The following is a 19,509-nucleotide window of genomic DNA, read 5'->3' on the forward strand; positions in this document are numbered from 1 at the left end:
CGGGTGTCGTCCCCGGCGCTGCCTCCGGCGCTGTCTCCGCGCGCGCCGTCTCGGCGTCGGCTGGTGCCGTGCGGCTCGAGTCGACGTCAGGGGCGTCGGCTGCGGGGACGACGGCGTCGTCGCTGGACTTCTTGCGGCGGGAGAAGAGGGCCATATGAGCCAGCCTAACCCGCTCGCGAGACCTAGATCTTCTCGATCGGCGCGACCTTGATGAGCAGCTTCTTCTGCCCGGCGCTGTCGAAGCGCACGTGCGCGATGCGCTTCGCACCCTCACCGGTCACGGCGTCGACCCGCCCCTCGCCGAAGTCGACGTGCCGGATGCGATCGCCGGCCGTGAGCTCGAGATCGCCGTTGTCGCGCATCTTGGCCGTGACGCGATTGGGGAACTTGTCCATCGCGGTCGAGAGCGGCTTGAGCGACTCTCTGCCGGGCAGCGCCTTGACCGCGAACCTGTCGCCGGAGCCGGAGCCGGACCCCGAGCCGCCGAATCCGCCACCGCGTCGGGCGTTGAGCGCCCGCGACTGCATGCCCCCGCGCGAGTTGACGTCGCCCGGCGACTGACGCCAGTCGATGAGCCCGGCGGGGATCTCCTGCAGGAAGCGGCTGGGCATGGCCACCGTGACCTCGCCGAACTGCGCACGGGTCATCGCGAGCGACAGGTGCAGTCGCTTGCGGGCGCGGGTGATGCCGACGTAGAACAGTCGACGCTCCTCCTGCGGACCACCGGGTTCTCCCGCCGAGATGCGGTGCGGGATGAGGTCTTCCTCGACGCCCGTGACGAACACGGCGTCGTACTCGAGGCCCTTCGCCGTGTGCATCGTCATCAGCGACACCGTGCCGGATTCATCGTCAAGGTCGTCGGCATCCGACACCAGCGCGACCTCGGTGAGGAAGTCGACGATCGTGCCCTCGGGGTTGTTGCGGGCGAAGTCGCGGGCGACGGCGACGAACTCGTCGAGGTTCTCGACACGCGCCTCGTCCTGCGGGTCGCGGCTCGCGCGGAGCGCATCGAGGTAGCCGCTCTTGGACAGCAGCAGGCTCAGGCCGTCGGCCACCGTGGTCGGCGCGGGCAGCTCGCCGGATGCCGGGAGCATGATCGCGGTCGCCTCGGCCAGCACCGCATCGAGCTGCGCGATCGCGCCTTGGATCTTCGGGCCGAAGCCGAGTTGCGCCGAGTTCGCCAGAGCGTCTCGGAAGGTGATGTCGTGCTCTTCGGCGAACCGCGCGATCGCGGTCTCGGTGACGTCGCCGATGCCACGACGAGGCTTGTTGAGGATGCGTCGCACCGACATCTCGTCGGCCGGGTTCGCGACCGCCACGAGGTAGGCCAGCGCATCCTTGATCTCGGCGCGCTCGTAGAACTTCGTGCCGCCCATGATCTTGTACGGCACGGCGGAGCGGATGAAGATCTCCTCCAGCGCACGCGACTGCGAGTTGGTGCGGTAGAACACGGCCATCTCGGAGTACGGCATGCCCGCCCGGCGCAGCACCTCGATCTCGTCGGCCACGAACTGCGCCTCGTCGTGCTGCGAGTAGCCGGTGAAGCCGATGATGGCGTCGCCGTCGCCCTTGTCGCTCCAGAGCTTCTTGTCTTTGCGGTCGAAGTTGTTGCCGATGACGGCGTTCGCGGCCGACAGGATGTTCTGCGTCGACCGGTAGTTCTGCTCGAGCAGCACGACGCGCGCACCCGGGAAGTCGCGCTCGAACTCGCTGATGTTGCGGATGTCGGCGCCGCGGAAGGCGTAGATCGACTGGTCGGAGTCGCCGACCACGGTGAGCGAGGCGCCGGCCTCGTCGGACCCCGCCGAGGGCTCGGGCTCGAAGATCATCATGCCGTTCGAGGCATACGGATCAGCACCCTGACCGGACACCGGTCGGGTCAGCTCGTGGATCAGCGCGTACTGCGCGTGGTTCGTGTCCTGATACTCGTCGACGAGGATGTGCCGGAAGCGGCGCCGATAGGTGTCGGCGACCTGCGGGAAAGCCCGGAAGAGGTAGACCGTCTGCCCGATGAGGTCGTCGAAGTCGAAGGCGTTCGCCTTCTGCAGCTGGCGCTGGTAGTCGGCGAAGAGCTCGACGAAGATGCGCTCGGCGGGGTCGCTCATGTTGGCCTGACGCGCGTACGACTCGGCATCGGACAGCTCGTTCTTGAGCTTCGAGATGCGCCCCTGTACAGCTGCCGGGGTGAGGCCGTAGGCATCGGCCTCGTGTTCTTTCACGAGTCGCTTGATGAGTGCCCGCGAGTCGCCCGAGTCGTAGATCGTGAACGACTTCGTGAAGCCGAACTGCTCGGCCTCGCGGCGCAGGATGCGCACGCACGCGGAGTGGAACGTCGAGATCCACATGCCTCGCGCCGCGTCTCCGATGAGGCCCTGCACGCGCTCGCGCATCTCGCCCGCGGCCTTGTTCGTGAAGGTGATCGCGAGGATCTGGCTCGGCCATGCCTCGCGTCCGCGCAGCAGCGACGCGATGCGGCGGGTGAGCACGCTCGTCTTGCCCGATCCGGCACCCGCGACGATCAGCAGCGCGGGTCCGCGGTAGGTGACGGCTTCGAGCTGCTGCGGGTTCAGTCCGGCGAGGAGATCGTCCTGCCCCTCGGCTCCTGCGGAGCGGGGGCCGACGGTTCCGGGAACGATGAGAGGGGCTTCGGTCATGGCGTTATGAGTCTAGGCGGCGGCACCGACACAGGGTGCCGGCCTCCTTCGAATCGCGCACCTGGTCGACTTTCGGGCCGGAAAGGGACCAGGTGCGCGATTCGAAGAGGGTGAGGCCGCCGTCAGGCCGCGCGGCGACGGCGTCGCACGGCGACAGCGCCTGCGGTGAGCAGCATCAGCGCCAGCGCCACAGCCGCGATCGGCAGCTCGGAGCCGGTGGATGCCAGGCCGCCCGCTCCCGCCGTGACGCGGATGTCGGCCCACCCCAGCAGCGTGCCGTCGGCCGCGTACACCGCGATCCGGTGGGCGCCCAGCGCGGCATCGGTCGGGATCGTGACGGTGAGGGCGCCGGATGCCGTGAGCGTGCCGGTGGCGAGGCGCACCGGGTCGGAGTACATCCAGACCGCGACGTCCGCGCCGGCATGCTCCTTCCCGACCGCGACGGTGACCTTCTGCCCGCGAGCCGCGACGGCCGGGTCGACGGTCGCACCGCCGCGGTTGTCGTCGGTCAGCCCGGTGCCGGGCAGCGGAGGCGTCTCGCCCCCAGGGTTTTCCCCCGGGTTCTCCCCACCGGGGTTCTCGCCGTCGACGCCCGGCAGCGTGCCCGTGCGCAGCGCCTCCGCGGCGAAGCCGTCGGCGAACCACCACACCGGACGCTGTCCGTCGACCGACAGCGAGGCCGGCGCCGTGGCGAAGCCCTCGTTGTTGATGTCGGGCATGCCGGCCGGACGCGCGTAGTGCGCGATGCCCGGCTCCGCGGTGCCGTTCAGCGTGATCTCGGCCGAGCGGCCCTGGCATCCGTCGTCGCAGACCGCCCAGAGCGTGTTCCGCACGCTGTCGTAGTCCAGCGCCATAACGCCGGCGAGACCGGGAGCGATCTCCGACACGAGCGTCGGCGTGCCGTCGTCCGCCAGCGAGAAGGCGTAGACGTGTCCGTTGTCCTCGACGGCGACGAAGAACAGGCCGTCGCCGTGACCGGCGTAGTCCGCCGGGTCGTAGCCCGCGCCGGTGTTGTCGTCGAAGAGCGTGCCGGCGAGCGCCGAATCCGGTACCCACTGCACGGCCTCCATGCCGAGGTTCGCGCCGACAGCCGGGAGCAGGGCCGTGAGGTCCCACTCCTGCGTGGCGACGAGGTCGCCGGCCGCGGCATCCGGGTCCACCTTCAGAACGACGTTCTGGTTCACGCCCTTCGCGTTGTTGTCGCGCTCGGAGGCGACGTAGACGCTGCCCGCGCCGTCGACCGTGATGCCCTCGGTGTCGGGACCCGCAGCACCCGGGTCGGCGGCGTCCTTCTGGAAGCGCACCCGCTTGCCCTCGTCCCAGCCGTCGACCTTCTCGACGGAGCCGTCGGCGTGCGCCTCGAGCTTCCAGATGCGTCCCTCGCCGTTGTCGACGGCCCAGAGGAAGGCGCCGTCCGCGGTCTCCTGCACGTCGAGACCCGAGCTGTCCTCGAGGAACGTCGGCACGCTGTCGAGCACCCGCACGTCGGCGGAGCCGGGCCACGCCGACACGGCGACCTCGCCGTCGCAGACGTTCGCGGCGCCCTTCGTGGATTCGGCAGTGACGGCGAACACCCCGGTGGCGTCGGGGCAGCGGCCCCACGTCGTCGCGGCGTGTCCTTCGCCCCACGTGGTCTCGTCGATCAGCAGTTCGCCGTCGAAGAGCCGCACGGCGTCGCCGCCGCCGAGGCCGAAGCCCAGCGCGTCGCGCTCGATGACGAGGTATCCGCCGGCGTCGATCGTGGTGCCGGCCGGAATCGCGGAGGCGTGCGCGTCGTCGTCGTCCTTCACGACGATGCCCGAGACGTCGAGCTCCGCGGTCGTCGGGTTCACGAGCTCGATCCAGTCGTCGGGCGATCCGCCGTCGGACTCGACCTCGTTGATGCGCACCGGGTTGCCGCAGGCGTTGCGCAGTCCCTTGGTCGAGACGGCGAGGTCGACGAACTCTCCGGTGCCGTCGGCGCAGCGCGCCCAGACGCCGTCCGCGTGCGCCGCATACACGTGCTCGTCGACGGTGTTGCCGCTCGCGTCGCGGATCGTCACGGTGTCGCCGTTGCCGAGCCCGAACACGAAGTCCGCCGGCTGATCGAACACGAAGAAGGCGCCGGGCGCGAGGGTCGTGCCGACCGGAAGGGGCGTGGTCTCGGCCGCGTGGCCGTTCGGGTCGTTGTCCATCACGGACCATCCGGAGAGGTCGACCGCCGTGGTGCCGGTGTTGACGACCTCGACCCAGTCGGTGGTGTCGCCGTTCGACTCGATCTCGTTGATGACCACGTCGGGGATCACGCAGGAGTTCGCGGCGCCGGGGGTCGGGTGGGCGAGCAGGAACGCGCCCTCGCCGTCGGGGCAGCGCGCCAGGGTCGCGGCCGCGAAGTCGCCGTCGATCGCGGCGTGCCCCGACCAGGGGAGGGTGTCGTCGATCATCGTCCCGCCCGCGTCGTAGAGGCGGATCCGGTCGGCGCTGCCGATGCCGATCGGGTCGCGGAACGCCGTCTCGACACCGTCGACGAGGCCGATCGTGCCCTCCTCGACGACGAGGAACGCGCCCGCCGCGATCGTCGTGCCCGGAAGGAACCGCCAGCGGTGGTCGTCGGAGTTGTCGCGGATCTCGTAGCCCGAGATGTCGAGCGCGTCGTCGCCGGGGTTGTGGAACTCGACCCAGTCGGCGGGCTGCGAGTCGACCTCGTTGATGACGATCGAACCGTCGACGGGGGGCACCGAGCAGTCGTTCGCCGCTCCCGGCGTCGCGGCCGTCGCGTGCGCCCACTCGCCCGTGCCGTCGGGGCAGCGCGACCAGTCCGACAGCGGCGCGGTGTTCTCGTACGCATACGCGTCGACCTCGGTGCCGGCCGGATCGAACAGCACGACCTCGTCGCCCTTGCCCAGCCCGAACGCGAAGTCGACGTCCTTCACCAGCACGAGGAACTCGCCGGGAGCGAGCGAGGTGCCCTCCGGCGCATACCCGAACGTGTCTCGCTTCTCGTCGGAGATGTACCAGCCGTCCAGGTCGACCGCCTCGGTGCCGGGGTTGTAGAGCTCGACCTGATCGGAGAGTCCGGTGGCCGCGTCGTCGTAGACGATCTCGTTGAGCACGAGGCCCGCGGCGGCGGGTGCGCCCAGGGCTTCCTCGGAAGGACGGATGCCGGAATCGGCGCCGACGGCGGCGACCGGTGCGGCGAGCAGGGCGGCGGCGCTGAGGGCGCACGCGGCCGTGACCGCCGCTGCGTAGTGCAGGCGGGGCATGGAGGACTCCTGGGTGGGGGTTCAGACGGGTAGGCCTCCAGACCACCGAGTCGGCGTGGCCGCACGTCGACTCGCGGATGCACGGGAGGTGAACGCCAGGTGGCCGTTCATCTCCGCATGACACAATCGGCGGATGCGCACGATCCTCAACATCATCTGGGTCATCCTGGCCGGATGGGCCCTCTTCCTCGGCTACATGCTGGCCGGCATCCTGCTGTGCATCCCGATCGTCACGATCCCCTGGGCCATCGCCTCGTTCCGCATCGCGCGCTACGCGATCTGGCCGTTCGGCCGCGAGGTCATCAGCAAGCCGACGTCCGGAGTCGGCTCCTTCCTCGGCAATGTGCTCTGGGTCATCCTCGCCGGCTGGTGGCTCGCGATCGGGCACATCATCTCGGGCCTCGCGCTGTGCATCACCATCATCGGCATCCCGATGGGCATCGCCGACTTCAAGATGGTCCCGGTCTCGCTGATGCCGCTCGGCAAGGAGATCGTCTCGACCCGCAAGGGCGCGTTCGACCGCACCCTCGGATCCTGACGCGCGATTTCTGCGGCCGATGGGAACTTCTGCGGCCCGAACCGCCGTCAGAGGCCGCAGAAGTTCGGATCGGCCGCAGTTCTTGATGCCCCAGGCCGGCCGCCCGACCCGACGTCAGCTGCGGAAGAAGCTCACGCCGAGGTCGGGATGGTCGACGAACACGCCGTCGACGCCGGTGCGCGCGATCACGCCCCACTCCGACTCGTAGTCGCCGAAGGCGCCCTTGCCGCCGGGACCGCGGAACTCGGCCGCGAGGAACGCGTTCTCGGGACGGCACGTCCACGTGAAGACCTTGAGCCCGCGCGCATGCGCATCCGGGACGATCGTGTTGCCCCGGGCGAGCAGCATCTTCTTGTTCACGCTGATGCCGTCGACCTTGCCGACCAGCTCGTCGAGACCGTGCGGCGTGACCGTGGCCTTGTAGGTGAGCGCCTGCTTGCCCTGGGCGACCAGCAGGTCGGAGGGCCGCCCGGCCGCCTCGATCAGGTAGACGTACGATGCGGAGATCCCGCGTGCACGCAGTTGGCCGAGCACGGTCGACTCGAAGCACTCGATGATCAGCGGCAGCTCGCCCTCGGCCCAGCCCGCCTCGCGGAGCTCCCGGTCGATGAGCGGCGCGAGATCGAGGCCGATGCTGGCGAAGTACGTCGCGTGCTTGACCTCGAGCACGACGCCGATCTCGCGGCCGTGCTCGACCGAGCCGTCGCGCACGATGTCGAGCACGTCGCGCAGCCGGAGGATGGCCTGGGAATCGTCGAAGCTGGCGCTGGACGCACGCATCTCGGGCAGCCGCTCGCGCCCGCGAAGAGTCGACAGCTCGTCCCAGGTGAAATCCTCGGTGAACCACCCGGTCAGCGCCTGTCCGTCGACGCGTCTGGTCGTCTTGCGGTCGGCGAACTCCGGATGCTGCGCCACATCGGTCGTGCCGGAGATCTCGTTCTCGTGCCGGACGACGAGGACGCCGTCCTTTGTGGCGACGACGTCGGGTTCCACCGCATCGACCCCCATCGCGAGCGCCAGCTCGTACGACGATCGGCTGTGTTCCGGGCGGTAGCCGGGCGCACCGCGATGCCCGATGACGAGGGGGGATTTCCTGGGCACGCTCTCAGCGTAGAACACCCCGCGGCCCGCCCACCGCGAGTATCGTAGAGGAAAGCGACCTACGACCCCCTTTTGGAGTGAGGCCCACCAATGAGCAACTTCGCCTTCAACAACCCGGCGTTCAAGCAGCAGGATCCGCGCAATGTCGCGACCTACCCGGGCGGACCGCAGGCCGCTCAGGGCGCGCAGACCGCGTCGTTCCAGCACGGTGCGATGGACGTCGCCGCCAACGCGCAGCTCGAGGGAATGTACGCGGCTCCGCCCGCGGGCGCCATCGAGACCGACCGGATGTCCGTCGAGGACACCGTCTGGAAGACCGCCGGCCTGTTCGCCATCCTTCTCGTCACCGCAGCCGTCGGCTGGGTCTGGACGCTGGGCGGCGTCGCCGCTCCGGAGCGCGACCCGTACAGCGACTTCGCGCCGAACATGCTGCCGTGGATCGTCGGCGCCCTCGGCGGCTTCGTCCTCGCCATGGTCATCACGTTCACGTCGCGCCGGAAGGTGCGCCCTGCGCTGATCTTCGCCTACGCGGCCTTCGAGGGCCTGTTCGTCGGTGGCATCTCGGCGTTCTTCGAGGTGCTGTTCCCCGGCATCGTGATCCAGGCCACGCTGGCCACCGTTTCGGTCGTCGGTGTGACGCTCGCCCTCTTCGCCAGCGGCAAGATCCGCGCATCGAAGAAGGCCACCAAGGTCTTCATGATCGCCATGGTCGGGTACCTGGTCTTCTCGCTGCTGAACCTGGTCCTCATGTGGACCGGCATCAACCAGAACGCCTTCGGTCTTCTCAGCCAGGAGATCATGGGCATCCCTCTCGGACTGATCATCGGCGTCCTCGTCGTGATCATGGCGGCGTACTCGCTGGTGCTCGACTTCGACCAGATCCAGCAGGGCGTCCGCAACGGCGCTCCGCGTCAGTTCGGCTGGATGGGTGCCTTCGGCATCATGGTCACGGTCGTCTGGCTCTACGTCGAGATCCTCCGCATCATCGCGATCGTGCGCAGCAACTGATCACGAGCGCCTGCTGACCGCAGCGCGTCTCGAGAGGCCCGTCTCCTTCCGGAGGCGGGCCTCTTGCCATATCGGGACAGCCTGCGCAAGGGGATGCAGGAAATTCTCAACTCGTGGATAGTGGATTCACGAACCCCCGGCACCCCGGGATTCCTACACAGCAAGTAAGGAGCAGACCATGAGTTTCCTCGGATTCCTTCTTCTCGGCCTGATCGCCGGCGCCATCGCCAAGCTCATCCTCCCCGGCAAGCAGGGTGGAGGCTGGTTCATCACACTCCTGCTCGGTGTGGTGGGAGCCCTTCTCGGCGGATGGCTCGGTTCCGTGATCTTCGGCGTCGGACTCGAAGAGTTCTGGAGCCTGCAGACCTGGCTCGTCGCCATCGGCGGCGCGATCATCGTGCTGCTGATCTACGGCCTGATCGTGGGTCGCGGCAGCAAGGTGCGCGACTGACACACCTCCGTCACTGACGGACAGCAGTCCCCAGATGCCCGTCCTCTTCGGCAGCGAAAGCTCGCCGAAGGGGGCGGGTCATTTCTTTTCGCCGTGCGCCTTGCGCTCCAGGATCGCCCGCTCGCGATCGTTGCCGGCCAGGTTCGCGGCGACCGCGAACTCGCTGCGCGCCTCGTCGTCGCGTCCGAGCCGCAGCAGCAGCTCGCCCCGCGTCGCCGGCAGCAGGTGATAGCCCCGCAGCGCGCCGGACGACGACAGCTGGTCGATGATGCGCAACGCGGATGCCGGCCCGGTCGCCATCGCGACGGCAGCCGCCCGGTTCAGCTCGACCACGGGTGAGGGCGCGATCCGGCCGAGCGCCTCGTACAGCAGCACGATCCGGTCCCAGTCGGTGTCATCGATCGTCGCCGCGACCGCATGGCACTCGGCGATGGCGGCCTGCAGGCTGTACGCGCCTCGACCTCGACCGATGGCATCCGCGGCGGCCAGCGCCGCGCGTCCGCGCATGATGCGGCTGCGATCCCAGCGGCGCCGGTCCTGATCGGCGAGCAGCACCGGCTGCCCGTGCGCGTCGACGCGGGCGGGGAATCGCGCCGCCGTCAGCTCCATGAGGGCGAGCAGTCCGTGCGCCTCGGATTCACGCGGCATCAGGGCGACGAGGACCCTGCCCAGGCGAATGGCCTCGTCGCTGAGCTCGGGACGCATCCATTCCGGACCGCTGCTGGCAGCATGCGCCTCGTTGAAGATCAGGTACAGCACCCCCAGGATCGCTCCGAGTCGCTGAGCGTGCTCCTCGCGCGGCGGCAGTTCGAAGGGCGCGTGCGCGGCGGCGAGGGTCTTCTTCGCCCGCACGATCCGCTGCTGCACGGTCGCCGTCGGCACGAGGAACGCCCGGGCGATCTCCTCGCTCGACAGTCCGGCGACGACACGGAGCGTGAGCGCGACCTGGGCCTCCTTCGAGAGCACCGGGTGGCAGGCGATGAAGATGAGCCGCAGCACGTCGTCGTCGACGGCATCCGGGTTCCAGAGCATGTCGTCCGCCTCCGCCTGCTCCCGCTCCAGGTCGTGCCCGAGCGAGGCGATACGGTCGTCGAGGCGTTCTCGGCGGCGCCAGCCGTCGATGGCCTTGCGCTTCGCGACGGCGGTGAGCCAGGCCCCTGCGTTGTGCGGCACGCCGTCGATCGGCCATTGCCGCAGCGCATCCAGGAGCGCCTCCTGCGCGAGATCCTCGGCGAGACCGAAGTCGCCGACGATGCGGGTCAGCGCACCGACGATCCGGGCGGATTCGATGCGCCAGACCGCGGCGACGGCGCGTTCCGCGGACCCCTGATCGGGGGCGGAACGCGCCGTCTCGCTGTGCGAGGAATCGCTCATCACTGCCGTGCTCTCACTGCTGGGCGCGCTGAGCCTGCTCTTCGCGCCAGCCCTCTTCCTTCTGGATCCACTCGTTGTCGGCGGGGAAGTCCTCGACGCCGGTCACGCGACGCACCTCGAGGAAGTTGCCCGCAGTGAGGGGCGCACGACTCGCCCACTCGGCGGCCTCCTCACGGCTGGAGACCTCGATGATCCAGAAGCCGTTGAACAGCTCCTTGGTCTCTCCGTAGGGGCCGTCGGTGATGAGCGGAGTCTCGGCGCTGAAGTCGACCACGAAGCCCTCGGCGGCGTCGGTGAGCCCCTCACCGGCAGCCAGCACGCCGGCCTTGATCATGGACTCGTTGTACTTTCCCATCGCCTCGATGACCTGCTCGAACGGCATCTCCTTGTAGGCGTCCACTGCTTCGTCGGTCGCGCGCATGATGAGCATGTACTTCATGATGTTCTCCTTGTTCGAGGGGCCGTCTCTCGACCCTCTCATTACAGACGTCGAACGGGAACGCCCCGGATCGACATCCTCGAGAACTTTTTTCTGAATCTCTTTTTCGACGTGTTCCGGTCGCACTTTCGGCCGCCTCTCGCGCCCTGAAGCGGCAGGAACTGCGACCGGAACAGACGCAGGCGGCAGGAACTGCGACCGGAACGGACGCAGGCGGGCTCAGCGGCGGGAGGGACGCGAGACGGCGTCCCTGATCACCGCGGTGAGGGCGGCGAGCGAACGCTCCGGGCTCCACGCTGCGGCGACCGTCGGAGCCTCGGCGCTCAGTCGTGCGCGCAGCCCGTCATCCGTGAGCACTCGGCGCAGGGCCACGCCGAGCGCGTCGATGTCGCCGGCGGGCACCAGGACTCCCCCGCCCTGCTGCAGCACGTCTCGGATGCCGTAGCGCACGTCGTACGACACGACAGGGGCGCCGTGCAGCATCGCCTCGACCACACCGAGCGGCTGACCCTCGAAGGCCGTGGACGTGACGACGAGCGACGCGCGGTCGAGCACGCCGCCCGGATCGTCGGTGTATCCGGCGAGCACGACGCGGTCACCGGCGTCGAGCTCGTCGATCAGCGCCTGAAGCCGCTCCTGCTCGGGCCCGCCGCCCCAGATCTCCATCCGCGACCCCGGCACGTCTGCGCGCAGGAACGCCCGGATCGCATGATCGACCCGCTTGCCGGGAGCGAGCCGTCCGAGCATCACGACGAGACCGGGCTCTCGCACGTCGTCCAGGCCGTCGACGGGCGTGATCGGGTTGGGGACGACCGCGTGCGAGGCTGACGAGCCGAACCGGGCGACGACGTCGTCCCGCTGCGTCGCCGTCGGCCAGACGACGGCATCGAAGCGATCGGCCAGTCCGAACCAGCGCGTCCAGAGGGCGTTCGTCGGAGCATCGGGCGTGTACGGCGCCTCGAGGTGGATGGTGTGGATCGTGTGGACGATGCGCACGCGCGGGTCGGACCAGTCCGCGATGAGCTCGCCGATCTGACGCGACTCGCAGATCACGACGATCGTGCGATCGCCGAAGGATGCCGTCACGTGCGCGAGCCAGGCGCGGTACAGGCCGCGGAAGCCGCGCACGCCGCCGACGACCTCGCCGGATGCACCGTGGACGAGGACCGGTTCCTCGGTCAGGTGCCAGTCGGGATTGCCGGGGATCACCGGCAGCGCCGCGAACGCGCGACCCGCGGCATCCTCGAGCACGCGGTACTCGACGCCCGGGTCGGGCTTCGTCGCAGCATCCGCCGCCGCCAGCAGCCATTCCGCTGCTCCCCCGCCGGGCGCGACCGCCTCATCGAAGAGATTGCGCATCCGCGAGGGATCGGTCAGCGCACCCTGGGCGGCGAACGTCGCCCGGTGCTCCGCGTGCGCCGCGATCGTGCCGGGATCGAACGTGAGCAGCTGCGGCCCCGCACCGTCGGCGATGCCGGCACCGGCGAGCTGCCGGGCACGCGCGAGCGTGGCGATCGTGTACCCGCCGTCGAGCCCGGGGATCAGCCGGCTGGACAGCACGAGGTATTCGGCGTCCGGGAGTCCGGCCGCCGCGTCCGGGGACAAGGCGTCCCCTACTCCCACTCGATCGTCCCCGGCGGCTTCGACGTCACGTCGAGCACGACGCGGTTGACGTCGCGGACGCCGTTCGTGATGCGGTTCGAGATCTTCGACAGCACGTCGTACGGCAGTCGGGTCCAGTCGGCCGTCATCGCGTCTTCGCTCGAGACGGGGCGCAGCACGATCGGGTGACCGTAGGTGCGGCCGTCGCCCTGCACGCCCACCGAGCGGACGTCGGCGAGGAGCACGACCGGGCACTGCCAGATCTCCTGGTCGAGGCCGGCCTTGGTGAGCTCCTCGCGGGCGATCGCGTCGGCCTCACGGAGGATCTCGAGACGGTCGGCGGTCACCTCGCCGATGATGCGGATGCCGAGACCGGGGCCGGGGAACGGCTGGCGGCCGACGATGGCCTCGGGGATGCCGAGCTGGCGGCCGATCGCCCGCACCTCGTCCTTGAACAGGGCGCGCAGGGGCTCGATGAGCTCGAAGTCGAGGTCGTCGGGGAGGCCGCCCACGTTGTGGTGCGACTTGATGTTCGCGGTCCCTGCGCCGCCGCCGGACTCGACGACGTCGGGGTAGAGCGTGCCCTGCACGAGGAACTTCACCGGAGCGCCACCCGAGGCCTTCGCCTCGGCGACGAGGTCGAGCTGCACCTTCTCGAACGCGCGGATGAACTCGCGGCCGATGATCTTGCGCTTCTCCTCGGGGTCGGTGACGCCCTTGAGGTGACCGAGGAAGGTGTCGGCGGCGTCGACCGTGATGAGCCGGACGCCGGTGGACTCGACGTAGTCCTTCTCGACCTGCTCGCGCTCGCCCTTGCGGAGGAGGCCATGGTCGACGAAGACCGCGGTGAGCTGGTCGCCGATCGCCTTGTGCACGAGGGCGGTCGAGACGGCGGAGTCGACACCGCCGGAGAGGGCGGAGATGACGCGGGCGTCGCCGACCTGCTCGCGGATGCGCTCGATCTGCTCGGCGATCACGTTGCCGCTGTTCCAGTCGGAGGCGAGGCCGGCTCCCTTGTGCAGGAAGTTCTCCAGCACCCGCTGCCCGTGGTCGGAGTGCTTGACCTCGGGGTGCCACTGCACGCCGTAGAAGCCGCGCTCCTCGTTCGCGAAGGCCGCGACCTTGGTGGCATCGGTGGTGGCGAGCACCTCGAAGCCCTCGGGCGCCTTGGCGACCTGGTCGCCGTGGCTCATCCACACGTTCTGCTCGGCCGGCTGCCCGCCGAGCAGGGTTCCGCCGTCGCCCGAGATGACGGCATCCGTCGCCCCGTACTCGCGCAGGCCGGTGTGCGCGACCTCGCCGCCGAGGGTCTGCGCCATGTACTGGAAGCCGTAGCAGATTCCGAGGGTCGGGACGCCGAGGTCGAAGACGGCGGGGTCGAGGCGCGGAGCGCCCTCCTCGTAGACCGACGAGGGTCCTCCGGAGAGGATGATGGCGACGGGGTTTTTGGCCGCGATCTCTTCGGCCGTCGCGGTGTGCGGCACGATCTCGCTGTAGACGCCGGCCTCACGCACGCGGCGGGCGATCAGCTGCGCGTACTGCGCGCCGAAGTCGACGACGAGCGCGGGACGCTGCTCGGTCTCGGAATGCTCGGTCAACGGACACCTTCCGGGGCGGTGGCGGGGGCGGCCTCGGCCGCCTCCCTGGTGGCGAGATAGGTCTTCACGTCGCGGGCGACGATCGTCTCCATGATGAAGGAGAGCAGCGGGATGACTCCGCCGAGCGCGAGCAGGATGAAGCGCAGGAACGGCCAGCGCATCAGGCTCCACATGCGGAAGCACGCGAAGAGGTACACGACGTAGAACCAGCCGTGCGCGACGAGGATCGACAGCGACAGGTTGACGCCGTCTCCGGTCGACTCGAGGCCCTCAGGACCCTCGACGACCGGCGCGAACCAGAGCGCCCCGCCGGAACCGCCGGCGAAGAGCTCGAGATGGATCGGCGTGTACTTCAGCACCATCTCGGCGACCAGCAGGAGCAGCATGATTCCGGTGATGATCGACGCGATCTGGTAGAACTTCAGCGCACCGCGGATCGCCGGAAAGCTGGCGACTTTCGGTTCGGGCATGAGTCCAGTCTAGACGGCGTGAAAGGCGGATCGACGCCCGGGGAGAGCGCTCACGGCGCCGGCGGACGAGCGACCAGCAGCTCGCCGGCTCCGCTGACCTCGAGACGCCCGGCCGCCGCGGGCACGAGCACCGTCGCCCCGGCGGCGAGCGCCTGACCGGCGAGGGCGACCGCGCCGCTGACCACCACCACGATCGCGAATCCCGGCTCGATCACCGCGGCGCCGTGCACCGGCATCCGCATCAGACGGAAGTATCCGTCGGCATCGCGGGGGAACACCGAACCCGACGGCGGCGCCGCGTGCACGAGCGCTCCCATCTCGGCGGGACTCCGGGCCGTCCTGGTCACTGCGGCGAGCGCGAGATCGAAGCCGAGGCCGAGGTGGCCCTCCCCCGGTCCGTCGATCTCGAACCCCTCCCATTCGAGCAGGATCGACAGGTCCTCCGGCTGCTGCAGTTCGAGCAGCAGCACGCCGGCGCCGATCGCGTGCAGCTCGCCGGGCGGCACCCAGACCACATCGCCGGGCGCGACCTCGATGGGATGCAGCAAAGCGAGGAGACCGTCGACGTCCTGGCGCGCGACGAGGTCGGCGAGCGTCTCCGCCGCGACGTCGTCCCGCAGGCCGACGTGCACCGTGCCGCCCTCGAGGATGTACCAGGCCTCTGCCTTGCCGTGCGCACGCCCCAGGTGGGAGGCGGCGAAGTCGTCGTGCGGATGGGCGTGCACGGGCAGACGCTGCCCGGCATCGAGGATCTTCACCAGCAGGCGGGCGTCGGAGCCCCAGCGCTTCGCGTGCGCCTCGCCGAGCCACCCCGCGGGATCGGCCTCGATCGCGTCGCGCAGCAGCCGTCCGTCCGGGAGGGTGGTCAGACCGAGCGACTCCTCGCCGCGGATGGTCGTCGTGGAGCCGACCCAGTCCTCCGGCTCGCGCGGCGCGGATGCCGGCTCGCCGCGGAACGCGGAGATGCGGGCGCCGCCGCGGTAGAAGCGCTCGGGCGGACGATTGCTCGGCAGGACGATGGGGTTCACGACGGCGCTCCGTTCCGGGAGTGGGCGGCGAGGAATCCGCCCACGAAGGTGTCGCCGAGTCCGATGGTCGTCGGCGAGGGAACATCGAGCGAGAAGGCGGCGACCCCGACGGCATCCATCATCGCGTCTTCGACGGCCTCCACGAGAGCGGCTCCTCGCGCGTGGCGGTTCATCGCGGCGGTCTGCGCCGCGTCGGCACGCGTGAAACCGTCGCCGAGGCGGAAGCGGGTGGCCGCCACCCGCACCGCGCTGTCGAGCGCCGCACGGTGGCGCGCGGCATCCGGCCCGACGGCGAGCGCCCAGTACCGCGTGTGCACCACGAGCGCGGGGACGGGGATGAGCGCACGGATCTCGCCGAGCGCCCCGATCACCTCATCGGGATCGAGCAGGTCGACCGCTCGACCCAGGTACTCCTGCAGCTCGTCCTCGTTCATTCCGTAGACGTGGATGCCGGACAGCAGACGGCGCCGCACGGTCTCCGCGAAGGCGCGCGTGTAGAAGCCGGCGTCCTCGTAATAGACGAGGGCATCGCCGGGGAGGTCGCGCATCGCCGCCGCCAGGTCGTCCAGCCGCTGCACGAGGAGGTCGTGGTCCTGCATGGTGTTGAACCCGGAGATGAGGAACGCGGATGCTCCTTCGAGCGCATCGGCCAGCGCCGGGGCGATGGCCATCGCCCTGTTCGGCGGGTCGTTGGCGAAGATGAGCCGGTTGGCTCCGGGAGAGACGACCTCACCGTCCGCGAGCCGTACGCGGGCATCCGCCGGGAACTGCACGATGAGGTGCGGATCGAGCGTGTCGCGCTCGGCCGACGACACGATCGAGATGCTCTCGGGCAGCAGCCGACGCACGTTGTCGTCGATGCTCACCAGATGCTGCACGCTCGGGATGCCGAGGCTGTCGAGCACCAGCCCCGCCCGCACGCCGGTGCCGCCGAGGGTCACAGCGACCTCGAAGTGCGCGGCGAAGCGTTCGATGACGTCGGACGACGCGACGAACCGCTCCGCCCCCGCGCCTGTCGCCGCGAAGGCGAGGACCGTGAGCAGGAGAGAGCGCTCGTCGTCGATCGATGCGGTGGTGGTCAGATCGCGCATGCGCACATCGTGTTCGCGGGCGAGCCGTTCGAGCACGGCGGAATCCCACCGCAGCTCGTAGTCGACCGTTCCCCCGAGCCCGAGCACCAGCTTCCTGTCCACGCCGCCGATCATCCGCTGAGCGCCCTCCCCGTCGAATCGTGTGCGTCAGTACAGAGAGGCCTTGCCGTCTGCACCGAACAGCTTGATCTTCTCAGCCGCCGTGGCCTTCATGGCGGCGATCGGCTCGGGCTGGATCGCGTTCGGCTCGCGCAGACGCTCGTCGGTGCCGAGGATCTCACGCATGCGGTTGTGGTACGCCACCTTGATGTCGCTGGAGATGTTGATCTTGTTGACCCCCAGCTCCACCGCGCGGCGCAGCTCGGAGTCGGGGTTCGACGAACCGCCGTGAAGGACGAGCGGGATGCCGACGGCCGCCTTGATCTGCTCGAGCAGGTCGTGGCGCAGCTCGGGATTCTTCTCGGCCGGGTAGAGCCCGTGCGAGGTGCCGATCGCGATGGCGAGGCTGTCGACACCGGTCTCCTCGACGAAGCGCACGGCGTCGTCGGGGTTCGTGTAGATGATCTCGGCCGCGCCCGACTCGCCGTAGCTGTCGTTGGCGCCGATCGTGCCGAGCTCTCCCTCGACCTGGATGCCGACGGCATGCGCGGCTTCGACGACCTTGCGGGTGAGCGCGACGTTCTCGTCGAAGGGCAGCAGCGACGCGTCGATCATGACCGAGGTGAAGCCGGCCTGGAATGCCGTGATCATCTGCTCGTACGTGCCGCCGTGGTCCCAGTGGATCGCGACCGGCACGCTCGCCCGGTGGGCACGCGAGTGCATCGCCGGGATCAGATCGGTCGTGATGTGCGAGACCTCGTCGGGGTGGATCGCGATGATGACCGGGGCGTTCAGTTCCTCGCTGATGTCGATGATGCCGTTGAACATCGCCCAGTCGCTGATGTTGAACGCCGGGATCGCGAAGTTGTGTTCGTTGGCGACGTCGAGGATGGATTTACCGGTGTAGAGCACGTGTTTCTCCTGTTTTCGTGTTGGTCGTGGGTCCGGTCGGACGGCGGTCAGCTCTTCACGGAGCCGGCGGTCAGCCCGCTGATGAAGTAGCGCTGGAAGAAGAGGAAGAGCAGCAGCACGGGGATGGAGCCGAGCACGCTCATCGCCATGATCTGGTTCCACTCGTAGGAGTGCTGGCCCATGAGCAGCTGGATGCCGATCGGGACGGTGCGCATGTCGATCGTGCGCGTCAGAGTCAGCGCGAACAGGTACTCGTTCCACGCGATCATGAACGTGTAGATGCCGACCGACACGATGCCCGGCACCGAGATCGGGACGAGGATCCGCCACAAAGCGGTCATGGATCCGGCGCCGTCCACCCGCACGGCCTCGTCGAGCTCGCGCGGCAGCGTGTTGAAGTAGCCCGTCATCATGATGATCGCGTAGGGCAGCGTGAACACCATGTAGGTGAGGATGAGCCCCGCGTAGGAGTTGTAGAGACCGAGAGCCACCATGAGCCCGAAGTACGGGATCAGCAGCGTGATCGGCGGCACGGCCTGCACGCTCACGATCACCACGTTCAGGATGCGCTTGCCGCGGAACTCGAATCGGCTGAAGGCGTACGCCGCCTGGATCGCCACGATGAGCGTGAGGATCGTGACCGCCCCGGCGACGATGTAGCTGTTCAGGAAGAACCGCATCGTCTCCGGGTTCGTGAAGATCGCGGTGTACGCGTCGAACGAGAACGTGTCGGTGAGCAGCCGCGGGGGCAGCTCGAAGATCTGCGTGTTCGATTTGAACGAGCTCGACAGCATCCAGAGCACCGGGCCTGCGGCGAAGACCGCGCCGATGATGAGGCCGATGGACACACCCGCGGTGGCGACCCGGCGCCGGCTCTTGACGGTGAGAGCCATGGTCAGTCCCTCGCTTTCTGGTGACGGACGTAGAACACGGCGAGCACCATCGACATCAGCAGCACGAGCACGGCCGAGGTCGCGGCGAGCGAGAAGTCGTACTTGGCGAACGCGAGCTTGTATGTGAAGGTGCTGAGCACCTCGGTCACGTCGATCGGTCCGCCGCCCGTCGTCATCCAGATGAGGGCGAACTGCTGGGACGTCCAGATCAGGTCGAGAAGCACGAGGCTGATGATGATCGGCCGCAGCTGCGGGATGGTGACGTTCCAGAACCGCTGGATCGCGCTGGCTCCGTCGACGGTCGCCGCCTCGTTCAGCTCACCGGGGATGCCCTGCAGGCCGGCGAGCAGGCTGACCATGAAGAACGGGTAGCCCGCCCAGATGTTGATGAACGTGATCGTGCCGAGCGCGAGCTGCGGCGACGCGAGCCACTCGATGTCGGTGTTCAGCAGGAAGTTGATGACGCCGTTCGGCGCGAGCAGCATGCGCCAGAGGACGGCGATGACCGCGACGGTGAAGAGCCACGGCAGAACGTAGAGGGCCCGGAAGATCGCGCGGGCCGCATGGTGCAGGAGCGTGCTGTTCAGCATCATCGCGAAGCCGAGGCCGAGGATCAGGTGCGCGATCACGCTGCCGATGGTGAAGACGAGGGTGTTGCCGGTCGCCTTCCAGAAGCCGGGATCGCCGAGGATCTCGACGAAATTCGCGATGCCGACGAACTCGGGCGACTTGTTCAGGATGACGTTGTCCTGGAACGAGTACCCGATCACCATGATGATCGGCACGATCATCAGCACGAGCAGCAGGATGATCGTGGGCGAGAGGAAGGCGTAGGACTCGGTGGTCTTGCGCAGCTGACGTCGCCGGCGCGACAGCGGCACTCCGGTGACGATCACCTCGGTGTCGTCGGTCGTTCTGAGGCTCATGGGAACCGGTGCTCCTTGGTTGGTCGGGTGCCGCACCGCCGTGGCGGTGCGGCACCCCGTTCATGCGGGAGGCGGGAGGTGGG

The 19,509-nt window shown here is 68.9% G+C and carries 16 protein-coding genes; 3 read left to right on the forward strand and 13 right to left on the reverse strand.

Translation table 11 applies throughout. From position 1 onward, the window contains the following. Positions 1–182 precede the first annotated feature (182 nt). A complete protein-coding gene (locus tag DW306_RS09920) occupies positions 183–2,654 on the reverse strand; it encodes a UvrD-helicase domain-containing protein (RefSeq protein WP_136055438.1) in 2,472 nt (823 codons plus the stop codon). Positions 2,655–2,776: 122 nt separating this feature from the next. Continuing rightward, positions 2,777–5,896 (reverse strand): lamin tail domain-containing protein, encoded by a 3,120-nt coding sequence (locus tag DW306_RS09925; RefSeq protein ID WP_136055439.1) that lies wholly within the window; start codon positions 5,894–5,896, stop codon positions 2,777–2,779. 133 nt (positions 5,897–6,029) lie between these two features. On the opposite strand from DW306_RS09925, the gene DW306_RS09930 reads away from it, so the two are divergent. Further along, positions 6,030–6,434, forward strand: a complete 405-nt coding sequence (locus DW306_RS09930) for a YccF domain-containing protein (RefSeq protein ID WP_136055440.1) — start codon at positions 6,030–6,032, stop codon at positions 6,432–6,434. Positions 6,435–6,548: 114 nt separating this feature from the next. On the opposite strand, the gene DW306_RS09935 is transcribed toward DW306_RS09930, so the two are convergent. Continuing rightward, entirely contained in the window at positions 6,549–7,535 is a 987-nt protein-coding gene (locus DW306_RS09935) for a glycerophosphodiester phosphodiesterase family protein (protein WP_136055441.1), read from the reverse strand. A gap of 90 nt (positions 7,536–7,625) precedes the next feature. Here DW306_RS09935 and DW306_RS09940 point away from each other — a divergent pair, with 90 nt between their 5' ends. Further along, a complete protein-coding gene (locus DW306_RS09940) occupies positions 7,626–8,543 on the forward strand; it encodes a Bax inhibitor-1/YccA family protein (protein ID WP_136055442.1) in 918 nt (305 codons plus the stop codon). A gap of 178 nt (positions 8,544–8,721) precedes the next feature. After that, positions 8,722–8,994, forward strand: a complete 273-nt coding sequence (locus tag DW306_RS09945) for a GlsB/YeaQ/YmgE family stress response membrane protein (RefSeq protein ID WP_136055443.1) — start codon at positions 8,722–8,724, stop codon at positions 8,992–8,994. Positions 8,995–9,072: 78 nt separating this feature from the next. Here DW306_RS09945 and DW306_RS09950 read toward each other — a convergent pair whose 3' ends face one another. The 10 genes from DW306_RS09950 to DW306_RS09995 form a co-directional block, all read right to left on the reverse strand. Then, entirely contained in the window at positions 9,073–10,368 is a 1,296-nt protein-coding gene (locus DW306_RS09950; RefSeq protein WP_136055444.1) for an RNA polymerase sigma factor, read from the reverse strand. Positions 10,369–10,381: 13 nt separating this feature from the next. Then, positions 10,382–10,807, reverse strand: a complete 426-nt coding sequence (locus tag DW306_RS09955) for a YciI family protein (protein ID WP_136055445.1) — start codon at positions 10,805–10,807, stop codon at positions 10,382–10,384. 219 nt (positions 10,808–11,026) lie between these two features. After that, positions 11,027–12,412, reverse strand: a complete 1,386-nt coding sequence (locus tag DW306_RS09960) for a glycosyltransferase (RefSeq protein ID WP_136055446.1) — start codon at positions 12,410–12,412, stop codon at positions 11,027–11,029. 8 nt (positions 12,413–12,420) lie between these two features. Next, the gene (gene guaA, locus DW306_RS09965) at positions 12,421–14,007 is read right to left on the reverse strand and encodes a glutamine-hydrolyzing GMP synthase (protein ID WP_136055447.1); all 1,587 of its coding nucleotides are present in this window, start codon (positions 14,005–14,007) and stop codon (positions 12,421–12,423) included. Beyond that, entirely contained in the window at positions 14,004–14,477 is a 474-nt protein-coding gene (locus tag DW306_RS09970; protein WP_136055448.1) for a DUF3817 domain-containing protein, read from the reverse strand. Before DW306_RS09970 ends, guaA begins: the two co-directional genes overlap by 4 nt. Before the next feature lie 50 nt (positions 14,478–14,527). Beyond that, positions 14,528–15,505, reverse strand: coding sequence for a class I mannose-6-phosphate isomerase (locus DW306_RS09975; protein ID WP_136055449.1), 978 nt, complete (start codon positions 15,503–15,505; stop codon positions 14,528–14,530). Then, complete coding sequence (locus DW306_RS09980; protein ID WP_136055450.1) at positions 15,502–16,698, reverse strand: ADP-dependent glucokinase/phosphofructokinase; 1,197 nt, start codon at positions 16,696–16,698, stop codon at positions 15,502–15,504. The genes DW306_RS09975 and DW306_RS09980 overlap by 4 nt, the downstream gene beginning before the upstream one ends. A 45-nt stretch (positions 16,699–16,743) precedes the next feature. Then, positions 16,744–17,607, reverse strand: a complete 864-nt coding sequence (locus tag DW306_RS09985) for a ketose-bisphosphate aldolase (protein ID WP_136055451.1) — start codon at positions 17,605–17,607, stop codon at positions 16,744–16,746. 47 nt (positions 17,608–17,654) lie between these two features. Continuing rightward, entirely contained in the window at positions 17,655–18,500 is an 846-nt protein-coding gene (locus DW306_RS09990; RefSeq protein WP_136055452.1) for a carbohydrate ABC transporter permease, read from the reverse strand. Positions 18,501–18,502: 2 nt separating this feature from the next. Next, positions 18,503–19,426 (reverse strand): sugar ABC transporter permease, encoded by a 924-nt coding sequence (locus DW306_RS09995; protein ID WP_136055453.1) that lies wholly within the window; start codon positions 19,424–19,426, stop codon positions 18,503–18,505. Positions 19,427–19,509: the final 83 nt, after the last annotated feature.

Source organism: Microbacterium sp. K24 (genome assembly GCF_004794465.1).
GTDB lineage: Bacteria > Actinomycetota > Actinomycetes > Actinomycetales > Microbacteriaceae > Microbacterium.